The organism is Tatumella sp. UBA2305, assembly GCF_002345795.1.
GTDB classification, from domain to species: Bacteria; Pseudomonadota; Gammaproteobacteria; order Enterobacterales; family Enterobacteriaceae; genus Tatumella; species Tatumella morbirosei.
Window position 1 is genome coordinate 249,541 of the sequence record NZ_DDVT01000021.1, and the last position, 16,456, is coordinate 265,996.

General features: G+C 49.1%; 12 protein-coding genes. 9 read left to right on the plus strand and 3 right to left on the minus strand.

The window, feature by feature from the left end; translation table 11 throughout:
• Positions 1–2 precede the first annotated feature (2 nt).
• From lptB to npr, 6 genes are all read left to right on the plus strand, one after another.
• On the plus strand, positions 3–728 hold the full coding sequence (lptB, locus tag B3Z23_RS15060; protein WP_038016853.1) for an LPS export ABC transporter ATP-binding protein: 726 nt from the start codon (positions 3–5) through the stop codon (positions 726–728).
• Positions 729–779: 51 nt separating this feature from the next.
• Positions 780–2,213 carry an RNA polymerase factor sigma-54 gene (gene rpoN, locus B3Z23_RS15065; RefSeq protein ID WP_294911597.1) on the plus strand — a complete coding sequence of 478 codons (1,434 nt, stop codon included), beginning with the start codon at positions 780–782 and terminating at the stop codon, positions 2,211–2,213.
• Positions 2,214–2,233: 20 nt separating this feature from the next.
• Positions 2,234–2,521, plus strand: coding sequence for a ribosome hibernation promoting factor (gene hpf / locus B3Z23_RS15070; RefSeq protein ID WP_038016849.1), 288 nt, complete (start codon positions 2,234–2,236; stop codon positions 2,519–2,521).
• 156 nt (positions 2,522–2,677) lie between these two features.
• On the plus strand, positions 2,678–3,172 hold the full coding sequence (gene ptsN / locus B3Z23_RS15075; protein ID WP_294911599.1) for a PTS IIA-like nitrogen regulatory protein PtsN: 495 nt from the start codon (positions 2,678–2,680) through the stop codon (positions 3,170–3,172).
• Between the two features lie 39 nt (positions 3,173–3,211).
• Positions 3,212–4,066, plus strand: a complete 855-nt coding sequence (rapZ, locus tag B3Z23_RS15080) for an RNase adapter RapZ (RefSeq protein ID WP_038016847.1) — start codon at positions 3,212–3,214, stop codon at positions 4,064–4,066.
• The gene (npr, locus tag B3Z23_RS15085; RefSeq protein WP_294911601.1) at positions 4,063–4,335 is read left to right on the plus strand and encodes a PTS phosphocarrier protein NPr; all 273 of its coding nucleotides are present in this window, start codon (positions 4,063–4,065) and stop codon (positions 4,333–4,335) included. The genes rapZ and npr overlap by 4 nt, the downstream gene beginning before the upstream one ends.
• Before the next feature lie 26 nt (positions 4,336–4,361).
• On the opposite strand, the gene mtgA is transcribed toward npr, so the two are convergent.
• Together mtgA and arcB are read right to left on the minus strand one after the other, a co-directional pair.
• Positions 4,362–5,084 (minus strand): monofunctional biosynthetic peptidoglycan transglycosylase, encoded by a 723-nt coding sequence (mtgA, locus tag B3Z23_RS15090; protein ID WP_294911603.1) that lies wholly within the window; start codon positions 5,082–5,084, stop codon positions 4,362–4,364.
• Positions 5,085–5,956: 872 nt separating this feature from the next.
• Positions 5,957–8,314 (minus strand): aerobic respiration two-component sensor histidine kinase ArcB, encoded by a 2,358-nt coding sequence (gene arcB / locus B3Z23_RS15095; protein ID WP_294911604.1) that lies wholly within the window; start codon positions 8,312–8,314, stop codon positions 5,957–5,959.
• 758 nt (positions 8,315–9,072) lie between these two features.
• Here arcB and gltB point away from each other — a divergent pair.
• From gltB to B3Z23_RS15110, 3 genes are all read left to right on the plus strand, one after another.
• Entirely contained in the window at positions 9,073–13,545 is a 4,473-nt protein-coding gene (gene gltB, locus B3Z23_RS15100; protein ID WP_294911606.1) for a glutamate synthase large subunit, read from the plus strand.
• A 9-nt stretch (positions 13,546–13,554) separates the two neighbouring features.
• A complete protein-coding gene (locus B3Z23_RS15105) occupies positions 13,555–14,973 on the plus strand; it encodes a glutamate synthase small subunit (protein ID WP_294911608.1) in 1,419 nt (472 codons plus the stop codon).
• A 174-nt stretch (positions 14,974–15,147) separates the two neighbouring features.
• A complete protein-coding gene (locus tag B3Z23_RS15110; RefSeq protein WP_294911610.1) occupies positions 15,148–15,891 on the plus strand; it encodes an SDR family NAD(P)-dependent oxidoreductase in 744 nt (247 codons plus the stop codon).
• Positions 15,892–15,960: 69 nt separating this feature from the next.
• Here the strand turns inward: B3Z23_RS15110 and sspB are convergent, their stop codons facing one another.
• Positions 15,961–16,455 carry a ClpXP protease specificity-enhancing factor gene (gene sspB, locus B3Z23_RS15115; RefSeq protein ID WP_294911612.1) on the minus strand — a complete coding sequence of 165 codons (495 nt, stop codon included), beginning with the start codon at positions 16,453–16,455 and terminating at the stop codon, positions 15,961–15,963.
• Position 16,456 lies beyond the last annotated feature (1 nt).

Genomic DNA, 16,456 nt, shown 5'->3' on the forward strand with positions numbered 1-16,456 from the left:
TTATGGCGACGTTAATAGCAGAAAATCTGGCAAAAGCTTACAAAGGCCGTCGGGTCGTTGAAGATGTCAGTCTGGAAGTAAAATCAGGCGAAATTGTCGGATTACTGGGGCCTAACGGGGCCGGTAAAACCACCACCTTCTATATGGTAGTGGGTATCGTGCCACGGGATGCCGGGAAAATTATTATCGATAACGATGATATCAGCCTGCTGCCACTGCATGCCCGTGCGCGATTGGGTATTGGTTATCTGCCGCAGGAAGCATCGATCTTCCGTCGACTCAGTGTTTACGATAATCTGATGGCTGTATTACAGGTACGTAAAGACCTCAACGCACAACAGCGGGCTGACCGCGCCAATGAACTGATGGAAGAATTCCATATTGAACATTTGCGTGACAGCATGGGTCAGGCACTGTCAGGCGGGGAACGCCGCAGGGTGGAAATTGCCAGAGCCCTGGCAGCCAATCCGAAATTTATTCTGCTGGACGAGCCTTTTGCCGGTGTTGATCCGATATCCGTGATTGATATTAAAAAGATCATTGAACACCTGCGTGACAGCGGCCTGGGCGTACTGATTACCGACCATAACGTCCGCGAAACGCTGGCAGTTTGCGAACGGGCGTACATTGTCAGTCAGGGTAAACTGATTGCCCATGGCACCCCGGACCATATTCTTGCCGATGAACAAGTGAAACGTGTTTATCTCGGTGAAGAGTTCCGGCTCTGACTCTGTTAATGTGTCCTCAATGAAATTTTTTCGGGAAACTCATTCCTCACTATGAAGCAAAGTTTGCAATTCAGGCTCAGCCAACAACTGGCAATGACCCCCCAGTTGCAGCAGGCGATACGACTGTTGCAACTTTCTACGCATGAATTACAGCAGGAACTGCAACTGGCACTGGAAAGTAATCCGTTACTGGAACAGGCCGAAGTTCTCAACGAAGTGGATTCTGAGGAGTCGGGTGAAACTGCATCTCTGGACACCCGTGAAGCATTAGAACAAAAAGATATGCCGGAGGAACTGCCTCTGGATGCTACCTGGGATGAAATTTATACCGCTGGCACCCCCTCCGGTACGGGTACTGATTATCAGGATGATGAACTGCCGGTCTATCAGGGCGAAACCACTCAGTCTCTGCAGGACTATCTGATGTGGCAGGTTGAACTGACGCCCTTCAGTGATACTGACCGTGCGATTGCCACTTCGATAGTGGATGCCATTGATAATACCGGCTATCTCACCGTTCCACTGGAAGACATTCTGGAAAGTATTGGTGATGACGAACTGAGTATTGAAGAGGTAGAAGCGGTTCTGAAACGGGTACAGCATTTTGACCCGATAGGCGTGGGTGCCCGCGATTTGAAAGACTGCCTGCTGGTACAACTATCACAGTTCAGCCCGGAAACCCCTATGCTGGAAGAAGCCCGGTTAATTGTCCGGGAGCATCTGGATTTACTGGCTAATCATGATTTTCGCAGTCTGATGCGTGTCACCCGCCTGAAGGATGATGTGCTGAAAGAAGCCATGGCTCTTATTCAGTCACTGGACCCGCGTCCGGGCCAGTCTATCCATACCGGTGAGTCTGAATATGTGATTCCGGATGTGTTGGTGCGGAAAACAGGCAACCAGTGGACTGTCGAGCTGAATTCCGACAGCCTGCCACGCCTACGCATTAATCAGCATTATGCTGCGATGAGTGGCGGAGCGCGCAACGACAGTGATAATCAGTTTATCCGCAGTAATTTGCAGGAAGCACGGTGGCTGATTAAAAGCCTGGAAAGCCGAAATGATACTCTGTTGCGGGTTACCCGCTGCATTGTCGAACAGCAGCAGGCTTTTTTTGAGCAAGGGGAAGAGTACATGCGGCCAATGGTACTGGCAGACATTGCCCAGTCAGTCGATATGCATGAATCCACTATCTCGCGGGTGACGACCCAGAAATTTCTGCACAGTCCGCGTGGCATCTTTGAACTAAAATATTTCTTCTCAAGCCATGTCAGTACCGAAGGTGGCGGGGAAGCTTCATCAACGGCGATTCGGGCGCTGGTGAAAAAATTAATCTCATCGGAAAATCCGGGTAAACCCTTGAGTGACAGCAAACTCACCTCTATGTTATCTGAACAGGGGATCATGGTCGCAAGACGAACTGTTGCTAAATATCGCGAGTCTTTATCTATCCCACCCTCAAACCAGCGTAAACAGCTGCTTTGACATCATGAGAAGGAAAGCCTATGCAACTGAACATTACCGGACAACAAATTGAAATAACTGAGGGACTGCGCCAGTTTATTCACACAAAATTTGCCAAACTGGAGCATTACTTTGAACACATCAATCAGGTATATATCGTCCTGAAGGTCGAGAAAGTTCAGCAAATTGCAGATGCAACCTTACATGTGAACGGAGGTGAGCTCCATGCGACAGCAACAACCGATGATATGTATTCGGCCATTGACGGGCTGACAGACAAACTGGCGCGACAGTTAACCCGCCACAAAGAAAAACTGAAACAGCATTAGTTTCAAACTGAGTTATCCCATTAAATAAACAGCAGACATTGCCTCTCCGTGGCTGCTTTTATCCGCAGGTATTGCTGTTTAGCGACCCGACGGCTAATACTGCGGATAAGTGACCATCTTCGGAAAATGGGCAGTGGAATCTGCAAGCGAAATAATATGAATAGCGATCTGACACTTGAACTTGGCCATGTGCTTACCCTTGAATGTACCCGTAACAACGTACATTGCCAGAGTAAGAAGCGGGCGCTGGAGATAATAAGTGAACTGGCAGCGACTCAGTTGAATCTGCCGCACCAAAATATTTTTGAGACGATCCTGAATCGTGAACGGATGGGCAGCACCGGAATAGGCAACGGGATTGCCATCCCTCACGGTAAACTGGAAGAAGACACGCTCAGAACTATTGGGGTATTGATTCATCTTGAGCATCCGATTCCATTCGATGCGGTCGATAATCAGCCGGTGGACCTTTTGTTTGCACTACTGGTCCCGGCTGATCAGTGTAAAACGCACTTACATACCTTATCTCAGGTCGCAAAACGCCTGGCAGATAAAACTGTGTGCCGCCGTTTGCGGGCAGCACAAAGTGACCAGGAACTCTACAGTATCATCATGGAAGAGCAGCAAAGCAGCGACGAAAAACAACAATAAATCAGCCTGTTAACCAGGGATTATGACGGGAGAAGGATCATGGTACTGATGATCGTGAGCGGTCGGTCAGGGTCGGGAAAATCTGTCGCACTACGTGCCCTGGAAGATATGGGGTTCTATTGTGTTGACAATTTACCGGTCGATTTACTGCCAGAGCTGGCTAACTCACTGGAAAAGCGTAATATTTCTGCGGCTGTTAGTATTGATGTGCGTAATATGCCTGAGTCACCGGAAATTTTTGAGGATGCCTTTAACCGGTTATCCGCTCAGTTTTCTCCGCAGTTACTCTTTCTTGATGCTGACAGAAATACTCTGATTCGACGTTACAGTGATACACGTCGCCTGCACCCTCTCTCCAGTAAAAACCTGTCACTGGAGAGCGCTATTGATGAAGAGAGCGATCTGCTTGAACCTCTGCGGTCGAGGGCCGATTTAATTATCGATACCTCTGAGATGTCGGTGCACGAACTGGCCGAAATGCTGAGAACACGACTGCTTGGTAAACGGGAACGCGAACTTACAATAGTATTTGAATCTTTTGGATTTAAATACGGAATCCCTATCGATGCAGATTATGTATTTGATGTCCGCTTTCTGCCCAATCCTCACTGGGACCCAAAACTGCGACCGCTCACCGGTCTTGACCGGCCAGTGGCTGCGTTTCTTGATCGTCATACCGAAGTGCATAATTTTATTTATCAGACCCGTAGCTATCTTGAGCTCTGGTTACCGATGCTGGAAACCAACAATCGCAGCTATCTGACTGTCGCGATTGGCTGTACCGGGGGTAAACATCGATCAGTGTATATTGCTGAACAACTGGCGGACTACTTCCGCTCACGGGGAAAAAACGTTCAGTCACGACACCGCACTCTGGAAAAGAAAAAATCATGACGATCAAGCAATTAGTTAAAATCAGAAATAAACTGGGAATGCATGCCCGCCCGGCAATGAAATTGTTTGAGCTGGTACAAAGCTATGACGCGGAAGTGACTCTGCGTAATGAGGCAGGCACCGAAGCCGATGCCAGTAGTGTTATTGCATTACTGATGCTGGACTCAGCCCAGGGAGGGCAGATTGAAGTAGAAGCTACCGGCCCACAGGAAACCGAAGCACTACAGGCGGTGATTGAATTATTTAACGCTGGTTTCGATGAGGACTAAATCCCGGGATTACCGCGGTGTCGCTGTCAATACAGGTGATGTCGTTGCAGAAACTCCCTTCCTCCCAGTTGCCCCATCTGTTGAGAAATCCATTGCTGCCGTTCGCGGGTATATGCTGAAGGCGAAGCGGCATGATAAATTATCGGATTAGGCAGTACCGCAGCCAGTAACGCAGCTTGCTCACGGCTCAGTTGGCTGGCAGGTTTATGGAAATAAGCTTCTGCGGCAGCCTGTACCCCGAATATCCCGGGGCCGAATTCGGCGATATTCAGATATACTGTCAGAATTCTCTTTTTGCTCCAGACCGTTTCAAGACCCACCGTCAGTACCGCTTCCATCCCCTTGCGTATCCAGCTACGTCCATCCCAAAGAAACAGATTTTTTGCGGTCTGCTGGGACAGCGTTGAAGCACCGCGCATTTCCCCATGCTGACGACTGTCCAGTACGGACTGCATAGCATCAAAATCAAATCCCCAGTGCTGAGGGAATTTCTGGTCTTCACCGGCTATCACCGCCAGGGGCATCCAGGGTGAAATCTTAGACATGCTCACCCAGTCAGAATGAGCACGATATTGCGTATCTCCGGACAGAAATGCACCGATCTGCCGTTCTGCCATGACCGCAGAAAATGGCACCGGAACCACTGAAAACAGCAGTATCAGCGAAGCAGTAATTCCTGCCAACAGCACCACCAGGCGAAGCAAGCAACGCTTTAGCCATGATACAACCCTGTTATGCTTTTTTCTCATCCATCCATCCCTGCGGGGCTTTTACGCTAAACATATCATCTGCTGAGAGTAGCGCTAACACAGTTTTTTTCATAAATATTTATTAGTCAGTAATCGCTTATTAGCTAAAGTCCCGGGTAACAGCAGCCAGTGAAGCGACATCTGACACGGGTTACTTTCAGTAACATCAATGACTTCAGAAAATGAAGGGAATCGGTTCCAGCAAAATACTAAATCCCACAAAACATTAAGATGTCTTAAGTTTTAATTCTCTGCCCAATGGTAACTCGCCCCATACATTTAACGCGCCGTTAAACAAAAAACACCACTTAAATAACCATATATTAACACAATCTTGCCGTTTGCATCAGATGACCGGAATCATTCATCACTGACCGGCGACTTTTTTAAACTAAAGAAAGTGAAAATGATAAGCTCAGAAACTTGTTAAAATCAGTCAATAATTTGTGAGCTTTCTTAGGATATTTTTCTTAGCTGTTGTTTTTTTATATAAATCACGATTCAGAGCAACGACCAGAATATGAGACCGCAAAGACACTGATAACTGTAAGGTTTTAATGATAATCTTTAGCTCCGCGATACCTTACCGGCCCGGGAATAAAACGATTACATAATCTGGTGACGTATTATTGAACAGCAATACTGGCTAAATCATTGTTAAAATATTTCTGTCTGGAAACATTCCAACTTCACAAATCTTAATGAATTGTGGCAAAGTGATCGCAATTTTTGTTAAGGTAGTAGTCATAGCTAACCAATACCTTCCGCCGCCCGGGTTCGCCCGGTAAACGATAATTTTTTCGCTGGCGGAATAGCAGTTTCCCTGGTGTTGGCGCAATATTCGCGCACCCCGGTTTATCCGGGGTCATTTTTTATTGCCGCTTAGTATTAGTGCTCTGTTCCCTGGCTTTTACCCACTGTCTGAGAATCGCGGCTTCATGACGCCATTCATGACGCAGTTCATCAATCCACTCCTGCACATTATCCCACCATGCAGGAAGTTCAGGCGTCTGGATCTGCTTCGCCACCTGTTGCAAGTGTTTTAAGCCTACCGAACCTGCGGCTCCTTTGATTTTATGTCCTTCTTCGGCAATCCCTTTCTGATCTCTGGCCATCATGTTCGAATCTAAAACATCGAGATAGCCCGGCATCATTTTTTCAAACATATCAAGACTTTGATATATCAGCTGCGATCCCACCAGCTCCATATACTGTTCGAGCATGGCAATATCCAGGTGCCCTTCGTCCGCGGCTATTACAACATTTTCCCCGGGTTCTTCTAAGGATTCATGCTGATTCCAGAACTTGCCAATCACTGCCGTTAGCGCGGGAACAGACAACGGTTTACTCAAGACGTCATCCATACCTGCTTCCAGATACTCTTTTTTATCCTTCAGAACATTTGCGGTAAGCGCAACCAGAGGCGGTAATTGCTGACCGGCAAACCGTTGATGTAAAGTGCGTGCCACATCCAGTCCGGTCATATCCGGTAGCTGTATATCCAGCAGCACCATATCGAACTCTAACGGCTCGAACATCTCCAGTGCCTCACTCCCGGTCATTGCGACTTCCGTACTGCAACCGAGTTTTTCCAGCACCGAGCGAGCCACAACAACATTCAGCTCGATATCTTCGACCAGTAAAATATGTAAAGCCGGCAGGGGTAAAATATCTTCTTCGTTAATCTCTTCAGTACGGGTTTCCATCTGGGGTGCATGAATCTGCAGACTGAAACATGCCCCTTCCCCCGGAGCACTGTGCACCGTGATATTCCCCCCCATCACCTGAGCCAGCCGGTGAGAGATTGCCAGACCAATGCCGGTTCCTGTGGCGGGCTTCCCTCCATGCTGATCTTTCACCTGATAGTACATGGCAAAGATCTTATCCTGCTCACCTTGCGGAATACCAATACCTGAGTCCTGAACGTCAAAACGTAACTGCTGTTGCTGTTCGTCATAGGCTACCGTGACGACAATTTCACCCTCACGGGTAAATTTCACCGCATTACCAATCAGGTTCCATAAAATCTGCCGTAGCCGCGTGCCGTCAGCAATAATAGTTTGTGGTAGCGGCAGCTGAGTCGACATGACAAATTTCAGCCCTTTAGGCTGTACCAGTAATCCGGAGAGGTTTTCCAGGTCAGCCAGAAATTCGGTGAAATCTATCGGCTGGTTATCAAGCTGAACCTTTCTCCGCTCAATTTTATCCATCTCGATGACATCATTGAAAATATTCCCCAGAGTAATCGCAGAAACATGAATGGTTTTCAGATAATTCAACTGTTCCTGATTAAGCCCGGTATCCAGCAGAATCCGGCTCAGGCCAACAATGCCATTTAACGGGGTACGAAGTTCATGACTGATCGTGGAAATAAAGGTCGTTTTTTCGCGGCTGGCATTTTCCAGCGCATCCTGGTAGCGTTTACGTTCAGTAATGTCGCGACCAAATCCCATCAGCCCGCTACGTTTGCCCACACGGTCGTAGTAAGGAACTTTACGAATTTCAAAACAGGCTTTTTTTCCATCCGGGTACTGCAACCACTGTTCATAGGTCAGAGCAACGTTATGACGGAAGACTTTCTCATCGGTCTCCAGAATTTTCTCTGCTGTATCGGCATCATAAATATCTTTAGGGGACAGACCGACCAGCTGTTTTTCAACTCTGCCGGTCAACAGTTCAACAGCCCGGTTACAGCCCGAAAACTTACGATCAATATTTCGGTAAAATACCAGGTCCGGTGACGCATCGAGGAAGGAACGCAAAAACGTTGACTGCTGTTCAAGCTCAATTTGCGTTTTTTCACGACTCGCCATCTCTTCCCTGAGCTTATCCATGGCATGTTCGCGGGCCTGCTCCGCTTCCTTACGCACGTTAATTTCCTGGTTCAGCTGCTGGATGTTTTCTTTTAATTGTTGGTTGAGCTGTAAATCACGTTTACGCATCTCCTCCAGTTTATCCACCAGCCTGGCGAGACGTTGTCGGGAATCTTCCAGTTGGTCAACCACTACCGACAGAAAATAAACCGCCCAGGGAGTAATCAGTAAGCCAAAGAATACCGATCGAACGACATCAATGCTCTCTACCCGCCCTTGAAGAACCAGCGTGACGGCCATCTGGACAATCATGGCCAGTACCACCAGCGCTGAAGCCAGAAGTAAAGAGAAACGGACCAGGCCAAGTTTGACCATGAGATCCACGTAATATTGTGCTAGCAGTCTTATTTGTTTCATAACGCGCTCCCTGACAGTAGCCTCCATCATATCCTAAAATGTTGTCACAGAAAGGACAGAGGGGAAATTACCACCAGGGATCACCGGAAATATCAGGTAGAAAATCGATTTTGCGGAAGCCAGGGGATGAGTACCAGGGGAATAGTCTCTGACCTCATCCAACCTTCAAGTGAGAATGAATATAAATACCAATTTTATGCATCATTAATCATCGTATGGTTTAATTAATTTTACTAATATGAGCTACCGTAAGATGCAAAAATGACATTATAAGAAAAACAGATATATTAGTGGCTAACGCCGAGCATTGTAGCATTTTCTGCTGCAATTCCCCCTGGCACCAGCATGGTGCAGTTATTGTGGCACTGCACTATAGTGAGACAGCTCACACTTATCTACGCCTTCACCACCGAAACAAACCTCCTGATGGTCCAGTAAATTCATAATAATCATAATGATAGATAAAAATTGTCAATAACAACTTAAAACGCGCCACTATTTGACCTGACTTCACTTTCCCGATAAGTTGGAAATCCACTGGAAGCTTTCTGTGCGGATTCACTTTCCGCCATATTTATGCAGTAGCAGAGGTTCCCTGTAACAAGTTCCCGGCACTTGTCACATCGACTAAACCAGTCCTGGCTATAGGGCGATAAAGGAATAACGGCGCAACCTTGTGCGTTCATTCTGTCGCCTTCACTGAGCATGTCTGACTGCCGGAATATTAAGGGTCTATAGAGCCCGGGGAGGTTCACTAAATGTTGTATGATAAATCCCTTGAAAAGGATAACTGTGGTTTTGGTCTGATCGCCCATATAGAAGGTGAACCGAGCCATAAAGTAGTACGTACCGCCATCCATGGCCTGGCCAGAATGCAACATCGCGGTGCAATTCTTGCTGACGGCAAAACCGGAGATGGCTGCGGACTGCTGTTACAAAAACCTGACCGTTTCTTCCGCGTTGTCGCTGAAGAAAAAGGCTGGAGGCTGGCCAAAAATTATGCTGTTGGTATGCTGTTTATGAGCACCGATGAAGCAAAAGCCAGTGCGGCACGTCAGATTGTCGAAGAAGAGATTATTCGCGAAACACTGTCAGTGGTCGGATGGCGTGAGGTCCCGACCAATCAGGACGTTTTGGGCGAAATTGCACTCTCCTCCCTGCCTGATATCCAGCAGATATTTATTAATGCACCAGCTGGCTGGCGCCCGCGTGATATGGAACGCCGTCTGTATATGGCACGCCGCCGGATAGAAAAACGCGTTGAAGCACTGAATGACAGTGATTTCTATGTGTGCAGCTTCTCAAACCAGGTAAATATCTACAAAGGGTTGTGCATGCCTGCCGACCTGCCACGCTTTTATCTGGATCTGGCTGATTTACGCCTGGAATCTTCTATTTGTCTGTTCCATCAGCGCTTTTCTACCAATACTGTGCCTCGCTGGCCACTGGCTCAGCCATTCCGTTATATGGCGCACAATGGCGAGATTAATACCATTGCCGGTAACCGTCAGTGGGCACGTGCTCGTGCATACAAATTCAATACGCCACTGATTCCGGATCTACAAAATGCGGCGCCATTTGTTAATGAAACAGGCTCGGATTCCAGTTCAATGGATAATATGCTGGAGCTGTTCCTGAGTGGCGGTATGGACCTGATCCGCGCGATGCGCTTACTGGTACCACCCGCCTGGCAGAACAACCCGGATATGGACCCGGAATTACGTTCCTTCTTCGACTTTAACTCGATGCATATGGAGCCCTGGGATGGCCCGGCGGGGATTGTTATGTCGGATGGCCGCTATGCAGCCTGTAACCTGGACCGTAATGGCTTACGCCCGGCCCGTTATGTCATCACCAAAGATAAACTGATTACCTGTGCTTCAGAAGTCGGCATCTGGGACTATCAACCCGATGAAGTGGTAGAAAAAGGCCGCGTCGGTCCGGGTGAACTGATGGTTATTGACACCCGTGAAGGGCGTATCCTCCATTCAGCAGAAACCGATAATGACCTGAAAAGCCGCCACCCTTATAAAGAGTGGATGGAGAAGAACGTTAAGCGCCTGGTGCCTTTTGAAGAGTTACCGGACGAGCAGGTCGGCAGCCGTCAGTTATCCGACGCGATGCTGGCAACTTACCATAAGCAGTTTGGTTACAGCAGCGAAGAGCTGGATACCGTATTGCGGGTACTGGGTGAAAATGGCCAGGAGGCTGTCGGTTCAATGGGTGACGATACCCCCTTTGCCGTACTCTCCAGCCGTCCACGTATCATTTATGACTATTTCCGTCAGCAATTCGCTCAGGTGACCAACCCGCCAATCGATCCGCTGCGTGAAAACCACGTCATGTCACTGGCGACCAGTATCGGCCAGGAAATGAACGTTTTCTGTGAAGCTGAGGGACAGGCACATCGGGTAAGCTTTAAATCGCCGATTCTCCTCTATTCAGACTTCACCCAGCTAACCACGCTGGAAGGCAAATACTACCGTGCCGATACCCTGGATTGTACATTCGAACCGGACAACGAAACGCTGGAGCACGCTATTCATCGCCTGAATGACGAGGCAGAAGAGCTGGTTCGCCAGGGAACAGTACTGCTGGTGCTTTCCGATCGTCAGATAAGTCCGGGCCGTTTACCGGTACCCGCTCCAATGATCGTTGGTGCAGTACAGGCACGTCTGGTAGAAAAAAATCTACGTTGTGATGCCAACATCATTGTTGAAACGGCCTCAGCCCGCGATCCGCACCACTTTGCGGTACTGTTTGGCTTTGGTGCCACTGCCGTGTATCCATGGCTGGCTTACGAGTCTCTGGCTCAGATGTGCGATAGCCGGGTGATCGAAAAAGATTACCGTAATGTGATGCTGAACTACCGTAACGGCATCAACAAAGGTCTGTACAAAATCATGTCCAAAATGGGCATCTCAACCATTGCTTCTTACCGTTGTTCCAAACTGTTTGAAGCCGTTGGTCTGCACCAGGATGTGACCCGTCTGTGCTTTCAGAACGTGACCAGCCGTATTGCCGGAGCCAGTTTTACTGACTTCCAGCAGGATTTGGTTAACCTGGCCAAACGTGCCTGGCTGCAACGTAAGACTCTGGAACAGGGTGGCTTACTGAAGTACGTCCACGGTGGCGAATACCACGCTTATAACCCGGATGTCGTCGGCACCCTGCAACAGGCAGTTCAAAGCGGTGAATACAGCGACTATCAGAAATATGCTGATCTGGTCAATCAGCGTCCGGCAGCCACGTTCCGTGATCTGTTGCAACTCCAGCCAGGCGAAGACACCGTCAGCATTAATGTTGATGATGTCGAACCTGCCAGTGAACTGTATAAACGTTTCGATACCGCAGCGATGTCTATTGGCGCTCTGAGCCCTGAAGCGCATGAATCACTGGCTGAAGCTATGAACAGCATCGGAGGATTCTCTAACTCCGGCGAAGGCGGTGAAGACCCGGCACGTTATGGCACGAATAAAGTGTCACGAATCAAGCAGGTGGCCTCAGGACGTTTCGGTGTGACTCCGGCTTATCTGGTGAATGCAGATGTTATCCAGATTAAAGTCGCCCAGGGAGCGAAACCTGGTGAAGGTGGTCAGCTACCTGGTGATAAAGTAACGCCTTATATCGCGCGTCTGCGTTATTCAGTTCCCGGGGTGACCCTGATATCGCCACCACCGCACCATGACATCTATTCAATTGAGGATTTAGCCCAGCTGATCTTCGATCTGAAACAGGTCAACCCGAAAGCAATGATTTCGGTAAAACTGGTGTCAGAACCGGGAGTCGGCACTATTGCTACCGGGGTCGCTAAAGCCTATGCCGATTTAATTACCGTCGCTGGTTACGATGGTGGTACCGGGGCCAGTCCGCTGACCTCCGTGAAATATGCCGGCTGCCCATGGGAACTGGGATTAGTTGAAACTCAGCAAGCTCTGGTCGCAAATGGTTTACGCCATAAAATCCGTCTGCAGATCGATGGTGGTCTGAAAACGGGGCTGGATATCGTTAAAGCCGCTATCCTTGGTGCCGAAAGTTTTGGTTTCGGTACCGGCCCGATGGTTGCATTAGGCTGTAAATACCTGCGTATTTGCCACCTGAACAACTGTGCGACCGGTGTAGCCACTCAGGATGACAAACTGCGTAAAAACCATTACCACGGTCTGCCATTTAAAGTCACTAACTACTTTGAGTTTATAGCCCGTGAAACCCGTGAGATTATGGCTTCTCTGGGAGTGACCCGGTTAACTGATCTGATCGGTCGTACTGATCTACTCAAAGAGCTGGACGGATTTACCGCCAAACAACAGAAACTGGATCTTTCATCGTTGCTGAAGACGGCACAGCCGATGCCTGGCAAAGCCCTGCACTGCACAGAAAGTAACCCCCCTTTTGATAAAGGGCTGTTAAACAAAGCATTACTGGAGCAGGCTTTACCATTTGTCGAACTCAGACAAAGTAAAACGTTCTACTTTGATATTCGGAATACTGATCGTTCTGTGGGAGCGACCTTATCCGGTGCTATTGCCAGTGTTCATGGTGATCAGGGCCTGGCTGCCGATCCTATCCGCGTACATTTTTCCGGTACCGCAGGACAGAGTTTCGGGGTGTGGAATGCCGGGGGTCTGGAAATGATCCTGACCGGAGACGCGAACGATTATGTCGGTAAAGGCATGGCCGGCGGTTTGCTGGCAATCCGGCCACCTATGGGGTCAGCATTCCGCAGTTACGATGCGACTATTGCGGGTAACACCTGCCTGTACGGTGCCACAGGTGGCAAACTGTTTGCCGCAGGTCGTGCCGGAGAACGTTTCGCTGTACGTAACTCAGGAGCCATCACGGTTGTTGAGGGGATTGGTGATAACGGATGTGAATATATGACCGGCGGTATTGTCTGTGTGTTAGGCCGTACCGGAGTTAACTTCGGCGCAGGGATGACCGGTGGATTTGCTTATGTTCTGGATGAAGATGGTGAATTCCGTAAACGCGTGAATCCGGAATTGGTTGAAGTGCTGGATGTTGAACAGCTGCCAATTCATGAAGAGCATCTGCGCGGACTGATTACTGAACATGTTCAGTACACCCAGTCAGGCCGTGGTGAAGAAATTCTGGCTAACTGGCCGGAATGGGCTTCTAAATTCACCCTGGTAAAACCAAAGTCCAGTGATGTAAAAGCATTGTTGGGTCACCGTAGCCGTTCCGCAGCAGAGCTGCGGGTTCAGGCGCAGTAAGAGGTCACGATGAGTCAGAACGTTTATCAATTTATCGACTTGCAGCGTGTTGATCCGCCCAAGAAACCGCTGAAAATCCGGAAAATTGAATTTGTTGAAATCTATGAGCCTTTTTCGGAAGGCCAGGTAAAGGCGCAGGCTGATCGTTGTCTGGCCTGCGGTAACCCGTATTGTGAGTGGAAATGCCCGGTCCATAACTACATTCCGAACTGGCTAAAACTGGCCAATGAAGGCCGGATTATGGAAGCTGCAGACCTTTCTCACCAGACGAATAGTCTGCCGGAAGTCTGTGGCCGGGTTTGCCCGCAGGACCGTCTGTGCGAGGGCTCCTGTACACTGAACGACGAATTCGGTGCCGTCACCATCGGTAACATTGAGCGCTATATCAATGATAAAGCGATGGAGATGGGCTGGAAGCCAGATATGTCTCACGTGACCCCTACCGGTAAACGTGTTGCGATTATCGGTGCAGGTCCTGCCGGACTGGCCTGTGCAGATGTACTGACCCGTAACGGCGTAAAAGCCGTAGTTTATGACAGACACCCGGAAATCGGTGGCTTACTCACCTTCGGTATCCCTTCTTTTAAATTAGAAAAAGAAGTGATGATTAAACGTCGTGAGCTGTTCACCGAAATGGGTATTGAGTTCAGACTCAATACCGAAGTCGGCAAAGATGTTCAGTTGAATGAGCTGATGGATGAGTACGACTCCGTATTTCTCGGTGTCGGGACTTACCAGTCAATGCGCGGAGGACTGGAGAATGAATCGGCACCTGGTGTTTATGATGCCCTGCCTTTCCTGATAGCCAATACCCGTCACACTATGGGCTTTGAGCCGCTGGATGACCAGCCTTACATCACTATGCACGGCAAGCGTGTGGTCGTGTTAGGCGGTGGTGATACCGCGATGGACTGCGTACGTACTTCCATTCGTCAGGGTGCCAGTCATGTTATCTGCGCCTATCGTCGCGACGAAGAAAATATGCCAGGTTCAAAACGCGAAGTTAAAAACGCCCGTGAAGAAGGGGTTGAATTCCAGTTCAACCTGCAGCCTTTGGGTGTGGAAATTAACAGCAGCGGTCGGGTCAGCGGTGTGAAAATGGCCCGTACCGAAATGGGACCACCTGATGCAGCCGGCCGTCGTCGGGCAGAAATCGTCGCCGGTTCTGAGCATGTAATCCCGGCAGATGCTGTTGTTATGGCATTCGGATTCCGTCCGCATAAAATGGATTGGCTGGCAGAATTTGGCGTGGAACTGGATACCCAGGGCCGGATTATTGCCCCTGAGAAAAGCGAAAGTACCTTCCAGACCAGCAATCCTAAGATCTTTGCCGGGGGGGATGCTGTCCGTGGTTCTGATCTGGTAGTGACTGCCATTGCGGAAGGTCGCAAAGCAGCTGAAGGAATTATGGATTACCTGGAAGTGTGATCCTGCACTAATACCTCCGCGAGAAAAGGCACATTTATGTGCCTTTTTTTTTGGCCAAAAAGTTAACGTTGACTCCGGCATCACTCCGGATGGAGTCCGTTGCCGGGGAGCCAGCGAATTTTGTAACTCACTGGCTCAAAGGGTGAATAGTATTGGTTGAGATAAGGAGCATCTATGGAATTTTCGGGAAAAGTTGTCATTGTAACCGGTGGAGCCAGTGGGATTGGCCTGGAAACGGTCAAAGCTTTCGGCCGTGCGGGCGCATCTGTCATGATAGCGGATATCGCCGCTGACGGAGAGAGTATCGCCGGGAAATTACAACAACAGGGATTAAACGTCCGGTTCAGAAAGACCGATGTCTGTAGCGAACAGGACCAGCAGGCACTGATCACTGATACCCTCAATACCTTTTCCTGGCTGGATATCGTTTTTGCGAATGCGGGAATCGCCAGGGATGGAGCAGTAGAAGATCTATCGTTCAGCGACTGGCAGAAGACTATCGATATTAATCTGTCCGGTGTTTTTTTGAGTAACAAATATGCTATCCAACACTGGTTAACCCGTCAGCAAGACGGAATTATCGTCAACTGTGGGTCGATACATAGCTTTGTCGGAAAACGCCATGTTACAGCTTATGCTGCGGCAAAAGGCGGAGTAAAACTATTGACCGAAACTCTGGCCGCCGATTATGCGGGGAAAAATATTCGTATTAATGCGATCTGCCCCGGGTACATCGATACCCCGCTACTGAAAAAACTGACACAGGAACAGAAAAACGATTTAATCAGACTTCATCCTCAGGGACGGCTGGGCCGCCCGGAAGAGGTAGCAAATGCAGTACTGTTTCTGGCGGGATCCGGAGCCAGTTTTATAAATGGCGCATCGCTTCTGGTAGACGGTGGCTATACGGCGCAATAACAGCTGTGAAGTGAACTACAGAAGAAAAACCGGCCACTGATCGTGGCCGGTTCATAAAGAGGTCCGTGGTTATTTAACGATGCGCAGCGCAGGACGCCCGCCACCTTTAGGAGGTGGTTCGTTGTCGTCATCATCAACAGATGTTTCTGCATCATCTGGCAAATCGCCATCGATGACAGACATCACAGTCTCAGACGGTACCTGCTGAGCCTCATCATCACCCGCCAGCTGTTCATACGCTGGTTCTGGCTCAAACATCGTCCCTGCCCCATTTTCCCGCGCATAAATAGCCATAACTGCCACCATCGGCACAATAACCTGACGTGGAACACCACCGAAGCGAGCATTAAAATGCACTTCTTCATTGGTCAGTTCCAGGTTCCCCACCGCGCGAGGGGCAATATTCAATACAATCTGTCCGTCACGAGCATATTCCAGCGGAACCATCACGCCGGGCAGATTAATATCTACGACCAGGTGCGGCGTCAGATCGTTATCCAGCAACCAGTCATAGAAAGCACGCAGCAGATAGGGACGACGTGCTGTCATTTCAGACATTTCCATA